We start from the raw sequence: 24,089 nt of genomic DNA, 5'->3' as shown, positions 1-24,089 counted from the left end.
TCCTCAATATTAATTAAAACCAATGATTGGATGCGGTGTATAGGGTTCTTCCAAGAACGTAATTTCTTGAGGTGTTAACGTAATGGATAACGCTCCTACAGCATCTTCGAGATGAGACATTTTCGTAGCACCAATAATTGGAGCAGTTACCGGTTCTTTTTGAAGCAACCATGCAAGAGCAATATGAATCCGCGGAACACCATGCTTTTCGGCAATTGCAGCTACCCGCTCCACAACTAAACGATCAGCATCTGCAGTTCCATCATATTTGGATTTTTGTATTTGATCGGTCTCTGAACGATGTGTTGATACTGTCCAGTCGCGAGTTAATCTACCGGAGGCCAACGGACTATATGGAATAACACCAATTTTTTCTTCCTTACAAAGTGGTAACATCTCGCGCTCTTCTTCACGGTAGATAAGGTTGAGGTGATTCTGCATGGATACAAACCGGGTCCAGCCATTCTTCTCCGCTACATATAAAGCTTTCTGAAATTGCCAAGCATACATTGCAGAAGCACCAATATATCTTGCCTTTCCCGCCTTAACCACATCATGAAGTGCCTCCATCGTTTCCTCGATAGGTGTGTGATAATCCCAGCGATGAATCTGGTACAAATCCACATAGTCTGTTCCCAATCTTTTTAGACTCTTATCGATTTCACTCATAATTGCTTTTCGGGAAAGTCCGGCACCATTGGGTCCTTCATGCATACGATTATAAACTTTAGTGGCGAGGACAATTTCATCTCGATTAGCATAATCCTTGAGTGCCCGTCCAAGAATCTCCTCACTCGTTCCGTCAGAATACACATTAGCCGTATCAAAAAAGTTAATTCCGAGCTCTAGAGCTTTTTTTATGATCAGCCGACTCTGCTCCTCATCAAGCACCCACTGATGGATCCAGCGTTCTGCTACCCCAAAGCTCATACAGCCAAGACACAGCCGGGATACTTCTAAGCCAGTATTGCCAAGTTTCACATAGTCCATTTACAATGACTCCTCTCTTTCAATAGAAGGTAAGGTTCACTAGCAGTTATCTGTTATTATTTCACTTGGAGTTCACTCCAAGTCAAGCTATTTATAAAGTTGACTGCTTTTAACGCTGTTCACTCGCCCTTTTCCGAAGGAATTGTGTCGTTAAGTTCTTTGTTCCATAGAATAGCTTAATGATGTTTCTAGAGTTCTACTTGGCCAAAAGAGGTGAAACGATGAGTTTTTCTGTGAACGGGGGAACGCCCTCTGGATATTACCGGAGCATCTTGGAACTTGAAGCAGAATGGGGACAAAAAAGAACTATCCATAAAGCTGGACAGGTTATTCCCTTTGATTTCGGTAGGGCTGCCCATTTCATTGCTCCTAAAAGCACTGAATCGAGCATTCATCCTGCACTGACACCTTATTGTTTACAGCCTATTGGCGGATACGTAGCCACTATCTCGAGTGGAAGGGTATGGGGAGAATCTGGTGCTGTTCTATCTCCGGAAGGAAAGCTGATCTTTGATCTGTCACAGGAATATGACGCCATGCAAAATAGAATGCTAGAAGCAGAGGAACACCCTGTATTCCACCAGTGGAATGATCCAAAACTTCAATATTTAGAAGGAACTGTGGCTGTGTTGACGTTTTGCGGAAGCTATAACTATTTCCACTGGTTGTATGATGTGCTCCCTAGGTTGGCGATGCTCAAAATGAGTGGAATTCCTTATACCTCCATCCTCATGAATCCAAATCCATATGGACCATTTGTGGAACAAACCTGGGCTATGCTCGGGATATCAGAGTCTTCAGTAATCCGGACAAATCCTGAAGCTTTCTTTGAAGCTGATCAGCTACTTATCCCTTCTTTGATGATGAATTCCCACTATCCCCCGTGGACCACGGATACGCTACGTAAATTATTACTACCTCATAGGGAATCAACACTCGCTACACCTGAGCGCATTTATATTTCTCGAAACAAAGCAAGCACCAGGCGCTTGGTCAATGAAGAGGAAGTTATACGCTGCCTTGAAGAATATAGCATTCAACCTATTCACCTTGAGGATTGGACGGTTGCACAGCAAATCCAGTTATTCGCTTCGGCTAAGCTAATCTTGGGAGCGCATGGCGCTGGACTGGCCAATTTGGCGTTTTGTCAACCTGGAACACAAGTTATCGAAATTGTTCATAAACAGCATGTCGTTCCAACGTATTGGATGATCAGCAACCATAACGCTCTTGATTATTACATGATGTATGGTCAAGGCTGGCCAGATCCTGCTATTCGTTTTCCGGGATTCGAAGATATCTATGTGGATATGGATCGTCTGAAGCAGATTTTGCATTTGGCAGGATCGGTTACAGGAATTTATAGCTCCATTATCGGAAATCCGATAGATCCACAAAGCACCGCCTGATAAATTCTTCAGGCGGTGCTTCGCTTTTATTTTTCCGCAGAACGGTTCTTATTTCCGGTAATTTTTCGTTCTTTCATCCTCTATAACACCATTCCAATTCATTCCAAAGGCAAAATCATATACATGTCCTTCTGAATCCACATGACATTCCATGTCACGCGCCACATCTTCCAGCTGCTCTTCTACCGTTTGCATACCTGATGGCATTTGTACTGGAAGCAATCCAGAAGGCTCCTCCGCACCCGTTAAAACCTCCATAAGTGCTTGATCCTGCAACCCAAAGTTAACAAGGATAACATCAGCCTCTCCCTCAAATTCTGCAACAACCGAAGGATTGGACAGCAACATTGACACAATTACCGGTTTGTCTTTCATCAGCTTGCGAGCTTCCAGGACATGATCCAGATCGCTCTCATTATGCGTAACAACGGTTTTTCCTTTATAAGAACGGTTAAGTACATCGTTATCCCGCGCATCTCCAGCTAAGCTCTGCTCCCGAGCATGTTCCGCAGTGTACGGTCTATACTGCAAGCTGATCGGCACGTAGCCGTTACCGCCTTGATCAGAATCTTCCTGACTAAAGCCTACTCCTGATTTGGGACTGCTTATGATGACGAGAGCAAAGTCTGCTTTATCCGGCTGATCTGTCACATGATAATATTTAGACACAACCTCCAGGTTCACCGGATATTCTGTCTTTTCGGGCGTTGGGTTGCCGAACCAATCCTTTCCTGCTGGAGTATAACGCTTCGGAATAAATACGGTTTGTTTCGCTACCAACGGCAATACCCGATTTTTGTTCTTCAGCAGCACGATCGACTTCAGCTGTGCATCATAGCCTGATTGCATAAACGCCGGATTCCCAACAATCTGAGCGCTCGCCTCAGGCTTTAAATACGGGTTCTCGAAGAGACCCAGACGGAAAATATTAAGTAGAAGCCGAACAGCTGACCGCTCAAAGCGATTCCGCATCCATACCTCTCCATGCTCAGCTACTCCCATTCGGTATGCTTCAAGGACTGGCTCCATCTCATTGTTGCCGCCGAATTGGTCAACGCCTGCCATCAAGAGCTTGTAATGCCGTTCTGCGACGGACATACCCTCCACTCCCCAAGGTTTACCACTGAGAAAGGAATCCTTACTATCTGATTCGTCTGCTGTAATGAGCCAATCTGTGCACACAACACCATCGTAACCGTATTTTTCCCGAAGCAGATCGGTAATAAGATAGGAATTATAAGAATTTCCGACATTCTCCCCGTTCAACTGATCTTGATCTGTAGAAATTGTGTAATATGGCATGACAGCTGAAGACTGCTTGGTTGGGCCATCCAGCTTAAAAGCTCCTTCTGTAAAAGGAATAAGATGTTCTTCAAAGTTACCGCCCGGATAGACGGCATACTTGCCGCAAGCATAATGCGCATCCCTTCCGCCTTCCCCGGAACCACCGCCAGGCCAATGTTTTACCATAGCGTTCACACTATCATATCCCCAGCCTTCGTGAATCTCCCGCTCATCTTCCGAGCTCTGGAAGCCGTCGACATAGGCTCTTGCCATGTCAGCAGACAACTTAGAATCCTCACCAAATGTGCCGTTAAAGCGAAACCATCGCGGATCTGTAGCTATATCTATTTGCGGCGATAGCGCCGTACCTAGACCCAGTGCGCGATACTCACGCGAGGCAACTTGCCCGAACTGATAAGTGATCTTCGGATCGAAGGTAGCCGCAAGACCCAGCGTCTCAGGCCACATGGAGATTTGTCCACCAGCTCCAGCATTAAACTCCGAGCTAGAATCTGAGCCATGGCGAGGATCGGAGCTGTTGTTGGCTGGAATCCCTAGACCGCTTCCTTCTGCAAATGCTTGTACCTGGTTGTTCCACAGGGCGGCAATTTCCGGAGTTTCCACGGTGGTCACCAGAATATGTCTTAGATGGTCCTGTGCCAGAAATGCCAGCTGTTCATCGGTAAGCTCCCATGGCTTGGCTCCGCTCTCCTCATAGGATTTACCGTTATAAGTTCCTGAGAACCAGCTGCTGCTAACTGCTGGGATGGATTGATGACGACTATACAGCATGAGTCCAGCAATTTGTTCAATACTCATCTGTGAAGCCAAATCTTCAGCCCGCTCTTGTGGCGTCAATCGCCAGTCCTCATATTTATCCAGCTTGCCATTACGATTTAAATCTTTGAAGAACAGTCCGTCCTGCTGGAGAATCTGCACTCCAGATTCAGGGGAATAACCCAAGGTTGGACCGCCCTTATTGCTTACGTAAGAAATGGTATGATGGCTTTTAGTTTTAATAGTCTCTCTCTGATTCATTTGGTTTCCCTCCACTGTTTTCTTGTTTGTTTTTTCTTAGACCAAATTGGCTTTTTGTGATTGTGTTTCGACAGCCGTCAGTTCAGCAGTTTGAGCTCTTTTCTCTGTTCCCACTTCTGGAAGTGGCTTCACTGCCAGCATACCGAATATGGTGCAGACGGCAAGGAAGATATAAAAGAAGGTCCAGCTGCCAATGCCTAACAGCACGGGAGCAATTGCTGGAACAATGGACTGAGGCAACGCATTAGCTACGTTCATAATTCCAAAGTCTTTGGCTGAATCCTCTTTACTTGGAAGAATCCGTGCAACGAGTGCCATATCTACGGCTGAGAAGCAGCCAAAGCCCAATCCGATCACTGCAGCTCCGGCAATGTAGGCCGGATAACTTGGCACAAAGGCAAACAACAGAACCCCAATAGCAATGATGAACCCTGAAACGATCAGGAATGGTTTTTGCTTACCAAATTTATCTGACAACACCCCACCGAAGATACTTGTAATTGCAACACCCACTAGCATAACGATATTAATCGTAGCAACCTTTGCGGTAGCCAGCTCTTCCGTAAGTCCCATCCGGTTTACCAGCATGACTGTGAGGTATAAAGTGCTACAATATCCCATCATGATCAGGAACTTGGATACGAAAGCCCAAGAGAATTCCGGGAATTTGCGTGGACTAGGAAAAATCGTACTCAGCTTCTTACCCAGCGATATTTGATTATTTGTCTTGGGAACAAGTTCTACTTTACCTTCTTTAATAATCAACGTACTGAGGAGTGGACCTATGATGCCGATTACTCCGAGCAAAAGCCACTTAATTTCTGAAGAAACTGAGGTCATCACTGTCATCATGATCATCCCTACCGTCATAGCGATTGGAATAGTGAGACCGATTAATCCTGAGATTGTCCCTTGTTTTTCCTGAGATACTTGGTCTGGAATAAGCGCTGTATAGGCTGCCATCCCTACATTGAAGAAAAATTGTGCGACTGCCCAGCTAATCATGATCTGCCAAGGCTCGTTGGCGAAACCAGTACATACCAGCGCTGTACAGCCAACTAGTGGACCAAGGATAATCCACGTGCGCCGCCGTCCGAACGAAAGATGGGTTCGGTCACTGAGTGCACCGCCAATCGGATTTCCGATAAGTGCAAAGATTGCGCCAATTCCTGCAACCAGTCCATAGGAAGAGGTGTAACCATTCGGATCCACTTCAATCATTTTAAAGGTCAGCAGCAAGGTGGCAGGTGTCATCAGTGCCAGCATCATCATGCCGTAACCAAGCAGAATACCAAAGGTCAATCTACGAAAAGGGGTGAGAACCTGCCCTTTAATCGATGCTCCAGTCATTGTAATTCCTCCTCATCCTTTTAGAAAACGTTTACAATTCGATTATAAAATAAACCACCTCTTACAGGAGAGGTAGTCAATTACACACTTTTAGGTTCATTTTTAATCTAAATGAAAGCGTTTCAAAAATCTTTATCAAGATGAAGCTTAAAAATTGACTCATTTTCTCAAAACAATGGAGTCAGCTCAATGAGTTCTACGCTATGAGGTTCCATTCTAATGACAACAGAAAGCTCTTCACCTACTTCAAGAAGCTGAATCTGTCTGCCTGGAATAGAGGCAGCTTTTAGATAAGCAGTGTCCTCTGCAGTCAGAACGGTTGGAGCCCCCATCTCTACCCACTTGTCAAAACTGCTGCCATGTGCCCTGCTGATCGTATGGTTTACTTGCTTATATCTGCCAGATGGTAATCCAGTTAATGTGAGCTCAACTTTAAGAAGCCTCTCGTTTTTGAAGCCACTATAACGGCTAGTAGGTGTAATGAATGAAGTATCACCAAGCGCGTACAAATCATCAAAGTGACAGTAATTATAAGCCAGAATCTGATAACCGCCTCTACCAGCCGTCACGATATAACCCTCTTCGTGTGCGACTAGCCGATTCCCCAGCTTAGCGAGCATTTCATAGGCATGCATAGCTGCTTTCGGAATTCCATACTGAGCCATAAGTCCAAGCCCACCATGAAACATCCGGGATGAAGCCGCTGTTTCTTCAATATTGTCACTCAGTACCCAATATCCGAACCCACTGATGCTGTCGAGATTTTCGATGATATTCTTTACGATATATGCAGCTTTATATAATGTGTCATTGGTCAATTCGCGATGAAATGCTGTTGAATTCCATTCGGTTAAATATAGCTCTTGTCCGCTAAGTCCTAACTCAGCGAGCAGCCCGATTTCACGCACCAGTGATTCCTTCAAATAGTCAGGGTTTGGGGACACTTTGTTGAACCCCTCTACTGTCAGGGGAGACATTTCTTTTTCACTTGATAGTTCTTTTTGCCCCCAATTGTTACTAAGCAGATCATCCATGTCCTCATGCGGATAAAAATGTAACGGGATAAAATCTGGAAGACAACCCCGTTCTTTGCAGAATGTGAAAAACTGTTCACAAAACGCATTGGAGTTCAGCGTAATAATTCTACCAGGAGCGCCAATCTGTAGGTTCAGAGAGATGGCTTTGAGGGTGTCGAACGTTCGGGCATACAATTCGTTGTACGCTTCTTCCGTCGCAGGCCAGAACAATCCATATTCCGGTTCATTCCAGAATTCAAACCTCCAGCTTTCCACCTCTTCAAGACCGTACCGACTGAGACAATGGCGAATAAAGCGATCAACTAATTCACACCAACGGTCCATGGATTTAGGTGGACTCACGTAACTCTTTTCATAAAATACATGTTTACTGCTGTCTACTGCGAGATCAAAAGGCATAAAGCCCAGTTCTATAAAAGGTTTCAAGCCGATCGATAACAGAAAATCAAACAACTGATCTACAAAGCGAAAATTATAATGTGCCTGCCCTTCGTGATCCTCCCGGTACACCATCATTGAATCATCAAAAATTCCATGAAAACGTAAATAGCGAAACGGACACCGCTCTTGTACATATTTCAAATGAGCTTGTACATCACTTTGAAGTCCTTCATTTGCTTTACTGATTGTAATAATATTTTTCCAGCTATGCTGAATTTGCCGCTGAATCCTGTCTAACGAAATGCTCGCAGACAGCTGAACAACCGGATGCACGGGTTCAAGCTGGTGCGACTGACTACGCCGGAGGAATTGCCGAATAATGCCCAGTGCGCTGGATTGATTAAACGCTAAGTATCCGGAAGTAGAACCTTCCTGTTTCGAGTGAGTTTGCGGCCGATATTTTTTGCGATATTCATGTGGTGTGATATGATATCGGCTTTTGAATGCAGTGTAAAAAGATTTCGCGTTTGGAAAGCCCTGCTCAAGTGCCAGTTCAGCAAGGGAATGCTCTTGATCTCTTAAAAGGGCTTCTACGGTATTTTTTAAACGAATGCTGGTTAAGTACGTCTGGAAGTTGACCCCAATATTCTCGCTAAAAAATTTGGATAAATACGGCACCGACAAATACTCTCGTTCCGCGATTATCTGCAGCGACACCGGGTCTTTATAATGTTCATCTATATAAGTGATGATGCTCATCATTCGTTCCATATATTTTATATTCATCGCTTCGCCGGAATTTGGCAGCTTGAACTGTTTGACCAAAACAGAGAATAACCCAAGCATACGTGCTTCCATCCCCAGTTCATAGGCTTCCCCACCTTTGTATTTCAGCTGTACCATTTCAGCCATGAGCTGACGCATGTTATCTAAGCCATTTTGCTTCTCAGGACCGGCTTCTGCAGAATAACATTCAAAGCTGATCTTTTCCACATTGTGGATGTGCTGCTTAAGATAGGTTGTAGGGATTTGAAAGGTAGCGATGATATTCTCATCTAATCCGATAACTTCATGCACGTAACACTGGTTAATGAGTAGCATATCCCCTTCTTTAAGCCTATATTGACGGTTTCCGGTCGAAACCTCTAGATTACCAGACAGCACAAAAATCAGCTCCACACTCGTATGCCAATGATTCGGCACAAAGCTGACGCTATGTAAAGAAACATCAAACGGTAGTTTGCCTTCTGTCTCAAGCTGCTCATAGCTGGAATGGCTCACATAATCACTTCCTTGTTTACATTATCTTGTTGTAGCATACAATGTCGCGTTTCGGCGGTCAATTCGATGGTCTGTGGTCACCTCTCTAACAAAAAAACACTGATCCAAGTCAGTGTTTTTTCAACAGCCATATAATTATTTCTTTAAATCGCTCGTTTGAACTGGGTATTGTATAACTCGTAATAGGCGCCCTGCATTGCAAGAAGCTCCTCATGATTTCCTTGCTCAGCAATTCCTCCACCCTGGATCACGAGTATACGATCTGCGTCCTGAATCGTACTAAGCCTGTGGGCAATTACAAAGCTTGTTCGACCCTTCATCAAATTCTTCATTGCCTGTTGAATGTGCATTTCCGTACGTGTGTCTACGCTACTGGTTGCTTCATCAAGAATTAATATGGCAGGATCAGCTAAAATTGCGCGAGCGATTGTTAACAGTTGGCGCTGTCCATGACTAAGATTACTACCTTCTGCATTAAGAAGGGTCTCGTAATCATGCGGCAATCTTTTGATAAAAGCATCCGCATTGGCTAGCCGCGCAGCTTGCTCAATCTCTTGATCGGTCGCATCAAGTCGGCCAAACCGAATATTCTCACGAATGGTTCCCGAGAATACATGCGCATCTTGCAGCACCATCCCTAGCTGACTACGAAGTGAATTTTTATCTACCTCTTGGATGTCACGGCCATCAATCCGGATGGCACCTCCGTTCAAATCATAGAAACGACTCAGCAGGTTAACAATAGTTGTTTTACCTGCTCCTGTTGGGCCAACAAGCGCAATTTTCTCCCCAGGTTTGGCTTCAAACGTAACTCCAGACAGAATCGGTGTATCCAATTTGTAAGCAAAGGAAACGTCCTGGAAAACAACCTCCCCTTTTAGCCTTGGCAGATTCTCACTTTCTTCATCCCCATATTCGGACGGCATCTCCAAAACTTCAAACACACGCTCCGCTCCGGCAATTGCAGATTGGATTAAATTGTACTGGTTAGCAAGATCAGAAATGGGTCTACCGAACTGTTTGGAATAGGTAAGGAAGCTAACGATTATACCTACTGTAGCCATGTTATGGAAGGCCATCCAGCCCCCAACCCCGGCTATGATCGCAAATCCAAGATTATTAATCATGTTCATCACGGGTCCCACTAGTCCAGATACGATTTGTGCCTTAATGCTGACCTTGTTCAGCTCTCCGCTGATTTTGCGGAATCGCTTAACTTCCGCTTCTTCTCTATTGTATTGTTTGACCACTTTTTGTCCGCTGATGGTTTCTTCGATAAACCCGCCCAGTTCACCTAAATGCCGCTGCTGATTTCGAAAATAAGTTCGGCTTAAACCTATAATTTTACGACTAGCCAGTAGTACGAGCGGAATTGTGATTAGTGAAACTACGGTCAAAGGAACGTTCAGCATGAACATTATAACGAGCGAACCGCTTAGCGTAATCAAACTATTTAACAACTGGGTTACACTCTGATTGAGTGTGCTGGATACGCTCTCTATATCGTTCGTTGCCCGGCTCATCAGCTCTCCATTAGCTCGTGTGTCAAAAAACTTAATAGGTAGCTGCTGATACTTGCTGAACAGATCACGACGCAGCTCAAATACGGTATTCTGTGAAACAGATGTCATGACGTATGCTTGCACCCAAGCAACTACACTACCTAACCCATAAATGCCAATAAGTAGAATACAAAACCGCACAAGACCATGATAATCATGCGGAATAACCGCAGTATCAATCGCTTTACCGATGAGATACGGTCCGATCAATGAAAGAAGTGCATTCAACACCGTAAATACATACACAATAATTAACCCGAACCGTTGGCGATTCAAGTAAGTCCAGATGCGTTTAAGCGTACTTGCTTGATTCTTGGCGCGGACGATTGGTACAGCGCCGCCGCGTCCGGGGCCTGATCCCGGTCCTGGGCCGAATCCGCCTGGTCGATTGAAAGGAGTGGTGTTCATGCCGTTATTAGACTTTGACATAAGGCATCTCCTCCCCCTTTATCTGCGACTTCCAGATATCTCTGTATATTTCACTGCTGCTCATAAGTCCATCATGTGTACCTTGTATAGCGATTCGACCGTTTTCTAGAATTAATATGCGGTCCGCATCAATCACAGAGGTGACACGTTGAGCTATTAAAATATTTGTACTGCTATGTAGCCGTGTTTTTAACATTTGTCGAATTCGCGACTCTGTCGCCGCATCAAGGGCGCTAGTACTGTCGTCCATGATTAGGATTGTTGGCTGTATTAACAAAGCCCTTGCAATCGAAAGCCGCTGCTTCTGCCCACCAGACAAGTTAATCCCTCTTTGACCAAGCACTGTATCATAGCCTTCTGGAAGTTCTATAATAAAAAGATGCGCTTCAGCGGCAATTGCTGCTTGTTCCACTTCTTCATCTGTAGCCTCCGGTCTGCCATAGCGGATATTATCCCGGACTGTTCCACTGAACAGAATAGCCTGCTGCATAACATAACCGATCCTGCGACGCAATTGTTCCAAAGAAATTTGCCGAGTGTCGGAACCATCAATCGTAATAGATCCAGAGGATACATCATAAAGACGAGGAATGAGGCTAACCAAGGTTGATTTACCAGCACCAGTGGCTCCAAGGATGGCTACGGTTTCACCTGGCTCAGCAGTGAAATTGATGCGATCTAACACAAGGTTCTCATCCGCAGGGTCATAGGCAAAGGAAACGTTGTCAAATACAATTCGACCGTTAGATATAGCATCTTTCTTAGCATCGGTTACTTCTGTAATCTCGCTGATTGTGGACAACACTTCATTCTCCCGATCTGCGGAGACTTTTGCACGCGAGAAGAATATGAGCATATTACTCAGCATTAACATGGACATCAATAGTTGGGTGATGTAGTTAATAAAGGCGATCAACTGACCTACCGGAAGCGTGCCATTCCAGCTCTGCGCCCCTCCAAACCAAAGGACAGCTACAATACTTGCATTGAGCACTAGCATCATGAGCGGCATATTTAATGACATTAGGCGTACCGCTTTTATCGCAGTCTCTGTGTAATCCTTGTTGGCTGTATTAAACCGTTTCTCTTCATGTTTGCCACGAACAAATGCTTTGACTACACGGATGCCCGATAAATTCTCCTGCAATACGGTATTGACTCCGTCTAATTTAGTTTGCATTTTCTCGAACAAAGGAAAAGAAAGTCGAATTAACCCATACAATATGGCAACCAGCAATGGCATGGCAACGACAAGAATGAGCGTCAACGTAGGACTAATCCGGATGGCCATCACCAAACTACCAATCAATAGCAATGGAGATCGGATATTCCGCAAAATCATCTGGACAAAGGTTTGTAGCTGCACCACATCATTTGTTAAACGAGTAATTAACGAACCTGTCTTCAATTGATCCAGATTCTTATTTGAGAATTTCTGAATATGTTCAAACAGATTGATCCGTAAATCATTACCGAAATTTTGAGAGGCGATACTTGAAAAAACGGTACAGCCCACCCCACCCAATAGACCGATCAATGCCACTCCAAGCATGATCAATCCAGTCGAATATATATGTGATACATCCTTCGTCATAATCCCATGATCCACAATGCTCGCCATTAATGTAGGTTGAAGCAAATCCATAGACACTTCGATCATCATCATAAGTGGTGCTAACACAGACCACACCCAATATGGCCTTAAGTAACTCTTAAGTTTCCACATTCCATCACCTTTTAAGATAAATATGTGATTTTTGATTTCATCGGTGTTCTTGGCTTAGCATTTGGAACTTCCTCTGGATATCCAATACCAAATAGTCCAATCACATCGTAATCTTGCGGAACACCTAGAATTTCACGATTATGAGGCAAAGCACCTAAAGAAGCCCAATAGGCACCAACCCCCACTTCATGTGCTGCTAATAAAAAGTTCTGTGCGAAACAAGCGGCAGCCATAACATTCTCGTCACGTTCAAACGCTGTTGCACCAGGTTTAGATAAGATAGCAAGAACGACAGGAGCGCTTCCAAAATTCGTCTTATGCTTTAATTTAGCTCTCGTATCAGGCCCGATAAATAGGAGTTCCCAAGGTTCATTCATACGATGGTTTGGAGCATAACTAGCTGCTTCCAGCCATTTCAATAAATCATCCTCATGAATGGAATCTGCCTTAAATTGCTTAATACTTCTACGTGTTTTAATAAGATCAATGGTTTTCATTTTCAGGATCAATCTCCTCTTTTTTAGTATCGCAAACCGTCTTCTCTTCAGTTGTTACTTCGTGAATCTGAAAAATATGAATAAACTCTTCAATGATCGCTTCTGTTGCCTTCAGTTCACCGCTAATCACTTGCTTGATCGAATCCAGCTCCGGTGTTTGCAGCTGCCGCTGTAAAGTGGCTCGATTCACATTAAGCTTTTCCAAAAATGCTAGAGCTCTGCCGCGACGAAAAGTTTGAGCACTTTTTGGGGGACCATCCATAGAATCCATCCCATGTCTGCCCATATGCTCACGATCTCTATGCTCACCACGGTCTTTTTGTTCCCCATGTTCTCGATGGCCGCGTTTTCCGAAATGTCCATCACGCATATTAAACCCTCCTTTGTTGTATACATATGTATACGAGTCGCTTATGTATACAAATGTATACGTGCAAATGAAATCTGTCAAGTTATTTTGGAACACCATACTTACTTTTAATGTTTGTCTTTGATCAGATCAATAGAAATTAATTTCTTCATAATCAATCATATGGATGAGTTTCTCAATGGATTGAAGTCGATCTGGGCTTAACCTCTGCATAAATTCAATGAAGTGCTTCTTCCATTCCTCTTCGCTTCCGGCATGTTCTGATACCATTGCTTGAAAACTCAAAAATCCGGTCCGCAGATCTTCGTAAAAAACAACCTTAGCCAAGATTGTCAACTCCATGCCGCCGAAAAGTACGAATAACGCTTCATATTCATCTCCGTAAAGACTATCCGATTCAAAAACATCCAAATAATCGTGAAGAGAATTCAGATTGAATTTGATGAGCTGGGCTTTTCTATCTTTCTTATCAATTTGCGTGACGTCAACCAACAATTTTCGTAGTTTAATATCACTCAAGCGATCTTTTAGGTTTAAAGAAAATTCAACAGGTTTAATTCTCTCTTCTTGCTGGGTAATAATGAGTCCCTGCAAACTGCAGGAATTAGCTGCATTGACGATCCGCTGCACCATCTGGTTCCTGTGTAAATTCATGTAATCTTTCATTCTCGGATCGCTGATATTCAGATCATTCAGAAGACTTCTGATTGCTTCGCCAACAATGATATCCACTCGATCTGGAGTCACTTGAGTTAATAACCGTTCTATTTGCTCAAATTGATAAGCCGAAATCTTAACCTGACCTGTATTTCCACCTGATAAAACGGAAAAAACAGCACTATTCAACATCAATTCATAAATATTAAACAATTCGATCCGGTAATCAAATTTACACATTTTTCCAAAACTCTCCAACGTATTGAGAAGATCACCTTGGCTGAACAACTGACAAAATTTCGTTTCCATATACAGACGTTCTAAATATTGTTTAATGTAAAAGACGCCCTGAAAACGCATATCATCGATCGCAAGCGGATAATCAATACTTGCCATAGTATTATGAGCATCAAAGATAATTCTGTATTTCTTCATAAAAATAGGCAAGGATTCATTAATGGTCATATTATAGGCGTCAACCGGAACATTCAGCTTATCTTCTTTGACTAGTTTATAAATTTGTTTCGATTCTTCAAAACATGTACTTACAGTCTCGATTCCTTTTTCATAGCTACTTTGTATATCAACCGTTTTTAGAGAAGTCATTGCCTTCTCTGGAGTTCCCAAGCTAAGGAAATAGGCATCAATTGCGTATAACATGGAAGTTAGAAGACTTTCTGCCGTTTCCGTGGGAACTGAAGAACTCTCTCCTTTAGTGTAGCGTTTGATCAGATTCTGCAGGACGAGCATGAGCCTATTTTGGATGTTGTAAATTTCCTGACGGTTCAGCAATCCATTACGAAGTCCTTCGTTTAATAAGGACACCGTATACTGATTTTGTTTGAGATTCTTTCTTTCAATGATTCCTCGCTCAACTAATGTTTGAAAATCGTTGTAATTCATCGATCCCATTAGTCATCATCCCCTTCAAGAGCCTCATATAGCTGTATCTCACTTCTGAAGACTTCTGCGTACTCCTCAAGCTTACTTTTCAGTAAATTCAGAGAACCTCCGCAATCTCCGTCAAAAAGCTCTCTCATCATCTCGATCATCCTACAGTCACCGATCTTCTCTTCGGTTTCATTTTTTATATAGTAAAAAATTTCGTGAAGCTCATTTAATGTGAAAAGATAGTCGTCTTCATTGATATAGGGAGAAGCGGAAAATAACTCAATGATCTCCTTGGTGACCTCTATACTTAGTTCCACACGTCCATAGTTGTTAAGCACCTGGTTTCTGGTATTCATCATTTGCCGTACTTCATCAGGTGTTAAAATAAGTCCATATTCTTTTGTTTTCTCATTTAGTTCAAGGATCTGAACCACCGCTAGTTCCTCTATAGAAGAATTTAAGGAATTGAATATTCGCGATAAAAACATAATTCCCCTCCCCCCACCACTTTTGCTGAATATCCTTGAGAAAACAGTTAAATGCTCCGAAAACAGTAGTTGACAACACAATAATATTGTGTTATAATATTTAAATTATTTTCGCATATATAATATATTGTTAATTCCTTATTTTGTCAACAAAAACATCACAAAAGAAGACCTCTGAATGTATCAGAAGTCTTCTTTTTTAATGAATTACGCAGCCCATCTTAATAACAGTTAGAAAATTTCCAACAAATTATAGATCACTTGAGCTGCCTCCGCACGAGTCGTAATGCCTTTCGGATCAAAATTGCCTGAATCACGCCCTTGAATCAATCGCAGTGATACAGCCGCATTTACATCATCGGCAGCCCATGCTGCAATTTGCGCTGCATCTGTAAACAAACGGCTTGAACCTTCGGCCTTGCTCCCTTTAACCGCCTCATATGCACGTATGATCATGACAACCATTTCCTCACGCGTTATCTGAGCCGTTGGATCAAATCTGGAAGTACCTTTACCTTTTACAATGCCCTCTGCTACTGCGACCGCGATCGCTTTCGCATACCAATCGGTTGCTTTGATATCTGTAAAAGTTGGTTCACTTGTATCATTTGTTCCCTTCAGCTGGAGCGCTCTGACAATCAGTGCAGTAAATTCAGCACGAGTCACACTGCGCTGTGGCTGGAAGCTAGTCAATGATGTACCCGTAATAATTTGCTTCGCCGCCAATTCTTTAATGATGTTAGCAGCCCAGTGTGTAGAAGGTACATCAGCAAATTTCTTTGTCAGCTCAAGAGCGATATACTTACCAGATTGATTAATCTCGCCAACAATGTTGTTATCAGCGCTTATCCCACTAATATATTCCAGTAATCCATTATTCCCAATCAAGTAAATACCCGTTAATGGCGAAAGGATCGAAGGGTCCAAATGGAACCGAATTGTGATGCGCGGATCGAATTTATCCAGCGTTGTTATGACTCCAGCTTTGCCGATCAGCGCCAGACTCACATCATATCCTTGCCCGGCTGAACGGATATCTGCATTCATCGTATTTTTGCCTGCAGCCATCGCTCCATTCACTTCAGATTGTGTAAGTGACGTCAGCTTTAAAGATATGCTGCTGTTTTGCAGATCCGTTGCACTAAGCTCGCCGCTTAGCTGCTTAAACAGTTTGGCAGGAATAACGATCGTGAAGTTATCCAGCTTCACTTCCAGCTTGCTATCGCCTAGTAGGTTAAAGGTATCGGAAGGAAGTATTAATTCTTTAGTTCCAGCTGGCATCTCAAGAGTTGCAGTTCCGTTGATGGGGACAATTTGTGCCGGCTTAATTGTCACCTCACCTACCTTACCCTTTTCTTCAGTAGGAGGTGTTGTTGTAGATGTATTCCCTCCCGGACTAGGGCTCGAAGGATTTGGATTGGACGGTTCCGGGTTTGAAGGACTGGATTGAACCGTAAAGTTTACTTTATAAAAGAACTTCGTACTGCCGTCTTCTGCTGTTACTTCGATCACCGAAGTTCCCGGCAGGCGATCCGTGGCCGTCACATTCACTGTTGCCTTCGAATCCGTCGGATTGGCGGTTAACGTAGGTACGTTTACAGTACCCGCAGGCAGAACAACTTCATACGTATCCACGCTGCTATCGAATCCTGCCAAGGCTGTACCGTCGATCATAATGCCGCTTAACGTGGCGTCACTGTTTTTCGTTGGCTCCGGTTCTTGCTCCTGGACCGTAAAGTTAATTCTGTAGCTAAGCTTTGTGATGCCGTCTTCCGCTGTTACCTCAATCGTTGTCGTGCCCGGTAAATGATCCGCAGCAGTCACAATCATCGTCGCATTGGGATCATATGTTGTAGCTGTTACCGTAGGAACGATTTCACTACCGGCTGGTAAAATAATATCATAGGTATCCTTGTTGCTGTCGAACTCTTGTAAACCTGTTCCATCCATTGAGATCCCGCTGAGCGTAGCATCTGTTCCATAAGGTACATCTGCTAAATGATAAATCCGAATATCGTCGACGTACCCTCGAAAATCACCGGTATGTCCTGTGGCATTAAATGATATGAGGATTTTGTCGGCAACTTTACCTGCGGCAACCTCTCCGATCTTAGCAGATACGGTATTCCAGGTATCCAGCTTTAATACCTCACCCTGAGCTAGTGGATTCAGAGGGGTTCCATTCTGATCCACTGCGTTTAGATCATGCAGATAAGTTCCATCATCAAACAAGATGTCCATCGAAATATAGGCACTTAGCTCTCTTTTATGCTCAAGCTGTGTAATGGCATCAGGTCCTTCTGGATGAATTCTGTATGTGAGCACCGTGGAGGGCTCAATCACAAATCCAGCTTCGAATACCGGATTATAAGAATAACTAGCTTCGGTAACCGTTACGTTGCCTGAATACAATAAAGCAGAATTCGTTATTCCTTGTTCTTGATCAATATCCACGCTGCCGGCTTTGGATTCCATCCCACCGATATTGCAGCACCATCCATTAACATTGTGTGTTTCTAGCCTGAAGTTGTTCCATGCCGGTAGTATATCTCCTGTTTCCAGCCCTGTTGAGAAGTCTACTTCATGGGGTAGATCATTTCTGCTCCATGCCGTTACAACAACATCAAAGGTCTTAGTCTGACTAACAGCTCCCTTGCTTATTATCACTGTTAAGGTGACTGTTCGATCTGGTTGACCGACATCCGGACGCTTTACGACTTCACCCTTATCGCTTAAAACCGAAGTGTCAGCGCTGCTCCAGGTAAGTGTCGTTCCCTGCATACCAAATTTCGGAAGCTCAATTCCTGTTGTGATATGACTTACATCCCCGAGCTGTAATGAGGTCATTGCGATAGCAACCGCGTTCTCATCACTCACATCATTGCCTAAAAGCTCGATTTCGGCCAATGCTGTACTAGTTCCACCGTTCGTTTCTGTAATCTCTAACTGGTAGCGAGAGTACTCTGCTTCACCAGTGATTGCAAAAGCACGCGTATATTGGCGCCACTGGAAGCTTTCATCCTTTCTAGCATCAAGGGTGTCCCAAGTGACCCCATCGTTTGAACCTTTGAGCACCCAGCTCTTGGGATCGCTCTTTTCGCTTCCGAGGCCGGAAGAAGTCAAGGTATACATACTAATCTTCTCTGGACCTGCGGTAAATTGATATTGAATAGTAGGATTTGTGCTATTAATCGATACCGTGCTGGCTGAATTATTGTCAAACAAATTCTTCAGAGAAACCGTAGAGGTTCCAGCATTATCCGTGACCTTCCCTAAACCTTGGGAAATCAACTTATCAGTACGATCACGTATAGGACGTGGTACGTCAGTGCCAGTGGTGAGTGATGGTGAAGCATTATCATCTCCACTCCCCCACTTCGAAGGCGTTGCACCCATATCGAAATCAAGTGTTGCACCATTTAATAGGTCGGAATGGAGCAGATAGTTTTTGCTGTAATCCACTCCGTTGAGCTTTAAGCTCTGCACATATTTATGGGTATTACTATTGTTTGGAGCATTAATAACGATTTGCTTACCATTTTCCAGATTGATCGTTGCTTTTTTAAATAAAGGTGCTCCAATCGCATATTCTGGACTTCCCATCTTCAACGGATAGAAGCCCATCGCACTGAAAATATACCATGCCGACATTTCACCGTTATCTTCATCTCCAGCATAACCTTGACCGATCTCACTGCCGATATATAACCGGTCAAGCACTTCTCGAACCTTCTCCTGTGTCTTCCATGGCTCCCCGGCATCGTTGTACATATAAGGAATATGATGGGATGGTTGATTACTATGTCCGTACTGCCCCATCCTTACATCTCTTGCTTCTCTCATTTCATGTATTAAACCGCCGTATGTTCCCGGGTATTTCGCCGTTTCTGGAGTGCTGAAGAATTCATCCAGCTTGTTGCTTAGTTCTTCTTTACCACCATATAAATTGGCTAGTCCCTGCCCATCTTGGGGCACATGAAAGGCCATATTCCAGCCATTCGTTTCGGTGTAGTCTCCTGAGCCTCCGCCCCAAGCTTCTGGATTGAAGCTAGCTGCCGTATCTCTCCATTCCCCATTACTAGAACGTCCATTAAAAAAGCCCAGATTAGGATTAAACATATTGACATAGTTTTGAGCGCGATTGATGTAATATTGATAATCGTCTTTGTAATGAGCGTTATAGGGATCAGAGGTATCATTTTTCTCGGCTAACGCTTTAGCCAGATTAGCAATCCCGAAATCATTGATATATCCGTCCATCGCCCAAGACATGGCTTCTCCCAGATTGTTATAACTCGTATATCCATTAAATACAGAGGTATTCATCCCTTTGCGTCCTACATTAGCGTTAGGAGCGTTGGTAGCCGCATCCCTAAGCGCAGCCTGATAGAAGCTCTGCACGTCAAAATCTGTAGCCCCTTTCAAATACGAATCAGCAAAAGCAACATCCGCACTGGTGCCCACCATAATGTTCGCATAACCCGGAGAGGACCATCTGGAGATCCAGCCACCGTCTTTATATTGCTGAACGAATCCATCGATTAGTTCGCTATCCTTAGATGGGGTCAGCAATGCGTAAGCTGGCCAAGTTGTGCGGTAAGTATCCCAGAAGCCATTATTCACAAAAGCTTTCCCTTCAACTATCGGAGCACAGGTTTCCGTCTCAGTACTTCCACTACAAGTTCCCGTTGCAGATTGGTTAGCATGCTTGTATATTGGATTCCCAGCACTGCCAACGTTCTCATATGCAGAGTTCGGCCATAAGTAGAGTCGATATAGATTGGAGTATAAAGTTACTAACTGATCCTCCGTTGCTCCTTCAACCTGAATGATTCCAAGCAGCTGATCCCACTGCGTTTGTGCTTTCTCTTTAATCTTGTCAAAGGAGTCTTGAGCTGTAATCTCTTGATTTAAGTTGTTTTTTGCTTGTTCTACGCTAAGTAGTGAAGAGGCGATTCTCATCTCCACAACCTTATCGGTTGTAGTATCAAATTTATAGTAACGAGATACGTTAGCTCCTCCACCGTTTGCGGTAGGATTTCCTTTGGCTACTACAGGCTTATCGAATGTTGCATAATAAAACATACGTGTAGCGCCATTAGAATTGCCACTCTTTTGATCTGAATAACCTTGAATCGATCCATCCGCATTTAGAGTCATTCCACCACTATTGCTTTGATTATCAAATATCAGGTTGGAGCTGTTGCCTGTAAAAGTAAACCGGAACATCGCAGCGTGATCTGTAGGTGTAAACTCCGTTTTGATACCGTTTTCAAAAGTAACTCCGTAATAATATGGTTTCGCTGTTTCATTAGCATGTTTAAATTCCAGTTGCCGTGTTGTACGATTCGCGCTAGGTGTACCTGCCGTATCGGATGGCATGACCTGGAAGGTCTGACGATCACCCATCCAAGGACTTGGCTCATGGCTCATCGCAAAGGCTTGAATAACAGGTAGATTGTTGGCACTATTATTCAGGTTATAGGCATAAGCCCAATCTGATCCGGCATCTGTTTTTGGAATCCAAAAGTTAAAGCCATGCGGGACAGCAACAGCCGGAATATTATTGCCTCTAGAGAAGGAGCCGTTCGATTGTGTCCCTCTAAGAATATTTACATATTCTGAAAGTCGTGAGTGAGAGCTCTCAACGGGATTCCCTTCAATTTTAATATCGTCAATCGTTCCTTTAAACCCTGTTCCTTTTTCAGCAGCGGGATTATCGTAAGCGATCAGTATCCGTTGGATGGTTTTTCCGGCAGCTACATCGCCGATCTTAGCGCTTTTGAAATTCCACTGGTTATTATATAACGTTTTAGACTTCCCTTGATCTTGAGGATTGAGTTTGATTCCATGCTGGTCTACCGCACCTAGCTCATGCAAATAGGTCCCGTCTGCGAAGAATAAATCTACCGATGTATAGGTGCTCGTATATAACGTCTGATCTTTATCTGTAAACTCCGGCGCAATATAATAGGAGAGTTCTGTAGAAGGAGTTACTAGGATATCTGTATCGTAAATTTTATTGTACGCATATGCTCTTCCGTTCACGGTATTCGTACCAGAGATTGTGATCGCTTTTAAACCCGTCCAACCCGTACTTGTTTTAGAGGTATATAGGCTTGTCGGGCCGTTAGTAACAGAAGCTTTCATGTCTACGGAGACTGGCTCTGGCTGGTCTATTCCATTAGATAAAGCTATTTCCGCTAGCTGCAACAAGCTTTCCCCATTATTTTTGGTAATATCGAACTTATAATATAAATATGGAGTAATTTGATTTGGAATATCATAGATTTGACGTTGGTAACGGTTCGGAAAACTCACATCCGTTCGCGTATCTAATAATGTCCATGTCGCATCATCATTAGAGCCATAGAGTTTCCAATCTTTCGGGTCTCTCCCATTCGCATCATTAGCTGAGGTTAAGGCATATTTGGTTATGGTATCTGCTGCCTGCAATTTGAACTTTATCCAACCGGTTGAGGTTCTGGTCAGCCACTTGGTTGTTTCTGTACCATCTATCAATTTATCTTTCGTTTCGTTGGGAGGATTTTCACCGTTAACCTGAACATCCACTATATTTTTTGTAATATCCCCTTGAATTCCTGTAAAAGGTAGATTTCCATCCACACCAAAAGTCATTTTTTCCTTATTTGCGTTTAGTTCTGTGGTATTCTCAATGGGCTTCACGTCACTGGCTTCAAAAGAACTGAAGAAATTCGTAGCATCAACAGTGGGCGCAGCATTGGCTATTTCGATCGGTGAAATGGGAATACTCCCTATCAGTAAAGAGACTGTAGAAGCAATAGTGAACAAAACCCTAAATCGGCGTTTATTCATGTACACAACCCTCCAATGAAGAAATATCAGCCTTTAATTGAACCCGCAAGCAATCCCTTAATAAAGTATCTTCCTAGGAAAATATAAACCAGCAACGTCGGCAACGCGGCAAGTAACGCACCTGCCATCTGCACATTCCACTCCACAATCTGGCTTCCGGACAAGTTTTGTAGAGCCACCATGATGGGTTGCTGCTTCTGCGATGTGAGCGTGACCGCGAACAAAAACTCGTTCCATACACTCGTAAACTGCCATATTCCCACCACCACGAAACCGGAAATCGACAGCGGGAAGATTACATTTTTATAGATTCCGAAAAAGCCATTGCCATCAATTTGCGCTGCTTCCAACAATTCGTTAGGAATGCCTACGTAGAAATTGCGGAACATCAATGTACAAATCGGCAACCCGTATACCACATGCACAAGAATCAAACCCGGAATTGTATTATAGAGCTCAATCGATTGCAGAAACTGAATTAATGGAATGAGAATACTTTGATAGGGAATAAACATACCGAATAACATTAATGCGAAGAGAACATCTGAGCCTTTAAAACGCCACTTAGAAAGCACATAACCATTCATTGAACCCAATAAAGAGGAGATTAATGTTGCGGGAATGGCCAAATAAAAGCTGTTGATCAGATTCGGAATGAGCTTATTGTAAGCTTCACGATAACCCGAGAAATTTAGTGCAGAAGGCAACTTCCACATTTGATCCAATGTAATTTCATTCAAGCTTTTGATACTCGTAACCAGCATGACATAAACGGGAACCAGAAAGACCGCAGCAAGCACAGTTAATAGGATATATTTCATGGTTCGATTGAACCGTGACTTGGCCATGGTTAAGGTCTCTCCTTTCTGAAACCGGAAATTAAATAAGGGACAATGAAGAGAGAGACAAACAGCAGCATAATAATCGCGATTCCTGCACCCTGAGCGTAATGATTCCCTCTGAAGGTGGTCTCGAACATATACATACCGGGAACATCGGTAACGAACATAGCTCCTGGGCCTGTCATCGCATAGATTAAGTCAAATATTTTCAGAGAGATATGTGCCAAGATAATAATCAAGCTCATAGAGATGGGTTTCAACTGAGGAATAATCACTTTGCGGAAAATTTGCCCTTCTGTGGCGCCATCCACCCGTGCCGCTTCGCGCAAGTCATCAGAGATCGCCCGTAAGCCAGCCAAATACATCGCCATGGCAAATCCCGTCATTTGCCAGACGGCAGCGATCACAACAGCGATTACTGCGATCGGCAATCCAAATTGAATTTGTCCTAGATGTAAAGAAGGAATGATGGTTGTACTTACATACCAGTTGGGTACATCTTTAAGCCCTAACCCACTAAGGATCAGATTGACTCCGGTTTTAGGAGAAAGGATCCACTGCCAGACCACGCCTGTAACGATAAAAGATAATGACATTGGAAAAATAAATACATTTCGGAAAAAGGCTTCCCCATGAATTTTCGAATCTACCATTCTAGCAAGAAAAAGACCCGTGAACATGATAAGGCAATAAATAGTACTGTGAATGCCAACGTATTCCGTAAATCAGACTGAAAACGGAAATCCTGAAACAAAAAACGATAATTATCAAGGCCAATAAAATGATTAGTCTTCACCAATGTATTCCAGTCAGTCAGAGATACAAAAGCCGTTCTGCCGATAAATCCGTATACAAAGATACCAATAACAATCAATGAGGGCAAAATCATTAGAATAGGAAGACTTTTCGTGAGATTCCAGCCTCTACGAGGCTTGGGGGAAGGCTGAATAGGAAGCTCGGCAGTTGTTATTTCACTCATATCTTCACTCCTAAGAAGGAGGGCCAGGAACGCAAGCAGAA

13 protein-coding genes and 1 pseudogene are annotated in these 24,089 nt (G+C 43.4%); 1 reads left to right on the top strand and 13 read right to left on the bottom strand.

What is annotated here, in order from left to right; all coding sequences use genetic code 11:
* Positions 1 to 9 precede the first annotated feature (9 nt).
* Positions 10 to 990 (bottom strand): aldo/keto reductase, encoded by a 981-nt coding sequence (locus CA600_RS02440; RefSeq protein WP_094868748.1) that lies wholly within the window; start codon positions 988 to 990, stop codon positions 10 to 12.
* A 221-nt stretch (positions 991 to 1,211) separates the two neighbouring features.
* On the opposite strand from CA600_RS02440, the gene CA600_RS02435 reads away from it, so the two are divergent.
* Positions 1,212 to 2,399 carry a glycosyltransferase family 61 protein gene (locus CA600_RS02435; protein ID WP_179281495.1) on the top strand — a complete coding sequence of 396 codons (1,188 nt, stop codon included), beginning with the start codon at positions 1,212 to 1,214 and terminating at the stop codon, positions 2,397 to 2,399.
* Between the two features lie 48 nt (positions 2,400 to 2,447).
* Here CA600_RS02435 and CA600_RS02430 read toward each other — a convergent pair whose 3' ends face one another.
* From CA600_RS02430 to CA600_RS02375, 12 genes and pseudogenes are all read right to left on the bottom strand, one after another.
* On the bottom strand, positions 2,448 to 4,721 hold the full coding sequence (locus CA600_RS02430) for a glycoside hydrolase family 3 protein (RefSeq protein WP_094868746.1): 2,274 nt from the start codon (positions 4,719 to 4,721) through the stop codon (positions 2,448 to 2,450).
* A gap of 36 nt (positions 4,722 to 4,757) precedes the next feature.
* Entirely contained in the window at positions 4,758 to 6,071 is a 1,314-nt protein-coding gene (locus CA600_RS02425; protein WP_094868745.1) for an MFS transporter, read from the bottom strand.
* Positions 6,072 to 6,238: 167 nt separating this feature from the next.
* Complete coding sequence (locus CA600_RS02420) at positions 6,239 to 8,770, bottom strand: GH39 family glycosyl hydrolase (RefSeq protein ID WP_094868744.1); 2,532 nt, start codon at positions 8,768 to 8,770, stop codon at positions 6,239 to 6,241.
* A 143-nt stretch (positions 8,771 to 8,913) separates the two neighbouring features.
* The gene (locus CA600_RS02415; protein ID WP_256989692.1) at positions 8,914 to 10,761 is read right to left on the bottom strand and encodes an ABC transporter ATP-binding protein; all 1,848 of its coding nucleotides are present in this window, start codon (positions 10,759 to 10,761) and stop codon (positions 8,914 to 8,916) included.
* Positions 10,748 to 12,487 carry an ABC transporter ATP-binding protein gene (locus tag CA600_RS02410; protein ID WP_094868743.1) on the bottom strand — a complete coding sequence of 580 codons (1,740 nt, stop codon included), beginning with the start codon at positions 12,485 to 12,487 and terminating at the stop codon, positions 10,748 to 10,750. The genes CA600_RS02415 and CA600_RS02410 overlap by 14 nt, the downstream gene beginning before the upstream one ends.
* 11 nt (positions 12,488 to 12,498) lie before the next feature.
* Positions 12,499 to 12,984 (bottom strand): nitroreductase family protein, encoded by a 486-nt coding sequence (locus CA600_RS02405; protein WP_094868742.1) that lies wholly within the window; start codon positions 12,982 to 12,984, stop codon positions 12,499 to 12,501.
* The gene (locus tag CA600_RS02400; protein WP_094868741.1) at positions 12,971 to 13,354 is read right to left on the bottom strand and encodes a hypothetical protein; all 384 of its coding nucleotides are present in this window, start codon (positions 13,352 to 13,354) and stop codon (positions 12,971 to 12,973) included. Before CA600_RS02400 ends, CA600_RS02405 begins: the two co-directional genes overlap by 14 nt.
* Positions 13,355 to 13,483: 129 nt before the next feature.
* Positions 13,484 to 14,923, bottom strand: a complete 1,440-nt coding sequence (locus CA600_RS02395; protein ID WP_094868740.1) for a DUF6179 domain-containing protein — start codon at positions 14,921 to 14,923, stop codon at positions 13,484 to 13,486.
* Complete coding sequence (locus CA600_RS02390; protein ID WP_094868739.1) at positions 14,923 to 15,390, bottom strand: DUF6323 family protein; 468 nt, start codon at positions 15,388 to 15,390, stop codon at positions 14,923 to 14,925. Before CA600_RS02390 ends, CA600_RS02395 begins: the two co-directional genes overlap by 1 nt.
* A gap of 231 nt (positions 15,391 to 15,621) precedes the next feature.
* On the bottom strand, positions 15,622 to 22,227 hold the full coding sequence (locus CA600_RS02385) for a GH92 family glycosyl hydrolase (protein WP_094868738.1): 6,606 nt from the start codon (positions 22,225 to 22,227) through the stop codon (positions 15,622 to 15,624).
* Between the two features lie 26 nt (positions 22,228 to 22,253).
* Positions 22,254 to 23,048, bottom strand: coding sequence for a carbohydrate ABC transporter permease (locus tag CA600_RS02380; RefSeq protein WP_373455870.1), 795 nt, complete (start codon positions 23,046 to 23,048; stop codon positions 22,254 to 22,256).
* 29 nt (positions 23,049 to 23,077) lie between these two features.
* A pseudogene (locus tag CA600_RS02375) lies at positions 23,078 to 24,048 on the bottom strand (carbohydrate ABC transporter permease).
* Positions 24,049 to 24,089 lie beyond the last annotated feature (41 nt).

Origin of the sequence: Paenibacillus sp. VTT E-133280, from assembly GCF_002264385.1 — a bacterium.
In the GTDB taxonomy this organism is placed as follows: domain Bacteria; phylum Bacillota; class Bacilli; order Paenibacillales; family Paenibacillaceae; genus Paenibacillus_AQ; species Paenibacillus_AQ nitricinens.
Note: the sequence above shows the minus strand (reverse complement) of the source record. Positions and strands in the feature narration are given on the sequence as shown.

Excerpts from the sequence above, each read along its gene's own strand:
- CA600_RS02405 (WP_094868742.1), bottom strand. The coding sequence starts at position 12,984 with ATGAAAACCATTGATCTTATTAAAACACGTAGAAGTATTAAGCAATTT.
- CA600_RS02390 (WP_094868739.1), bottom strand. The coding sequence starts at position 15,390 with ATGTTTTTATCGCGAATATTCAATTCCTTAAATTCTTCTATAGAGGAA.
- CA600_RS02410 (WP_094868743.1), bottom strand. The coding sequence starts at position 12,487 with ATGTGGAAACTTAAGAGTTACTTAAGGCCATATTGGGTGTGGTCTGTG.
- CA600_RS02435 (WP_179281495.1), top strand. The coding sequence starts at position 1,212 with ATGAGTTTTTCTGTGAACGGGGGAACGCCCTCTGGATATTACCGGAGC.
- CA600_RS02430 (WP_094868746.1), bottom strand. The coding sequence starts at position 4,721 with ATGAATCAGAGAGAGACTATTAAAACTAAAAGCCATCATACCATTTCT.
- CA600_RS02400 (WP_094868741.1), bottom strand. The coding sequence starts at position 13,354 with ATGCGTGATGGACATTTCGGAAAACGCGGCCATCGAGAACATGGGGAA.
- CA600_RS02440 (WP_094868748.1), bottom strand. The coding sequence starts at position 990 with ATGGACTATGTGAAACTTGGCAATACTGGCTTAGAAGTATCCCGGCTG.
- CA600_RS02425 (WP_094868745.1), bottom strand. The coding sequence starts at position 6,071 with ATGACTGGAGCATCGATTAAAGGGCAGGTTCTCACCCCTTTTCGTAGA.
- CA600_RS02380 (WP_373455870.1), bottom strand. The coding sequence starts at position 23,048 with ATGAAATATATCCTATTAACTGTGCTTGCTGCGGTCTTTCTGGTTCCC.
- CA600_RS02385 (WP_094868738.1), bottom strand. The coding sequence starts at position 22,227 with ATGAATAAACGCCGATTTAGGGTTTTGTTCACTATTGCTTCTACAGTC.
- CA600_RS02395 (WP_094868740.1), bottom strand. The coding sequence starts at position 14,923 with ATGGGATCGATGAATTACAACGATTTTCAAACATTAGTTGAGCGAGGA.
- CA600_RS02415 (WP_256989692.1), bottom strand. The coding sequence starts at position 10,761 with ATGTCAAAGTCTAATAACGGCATGAACACCACTCCTTTCAATCGACCA.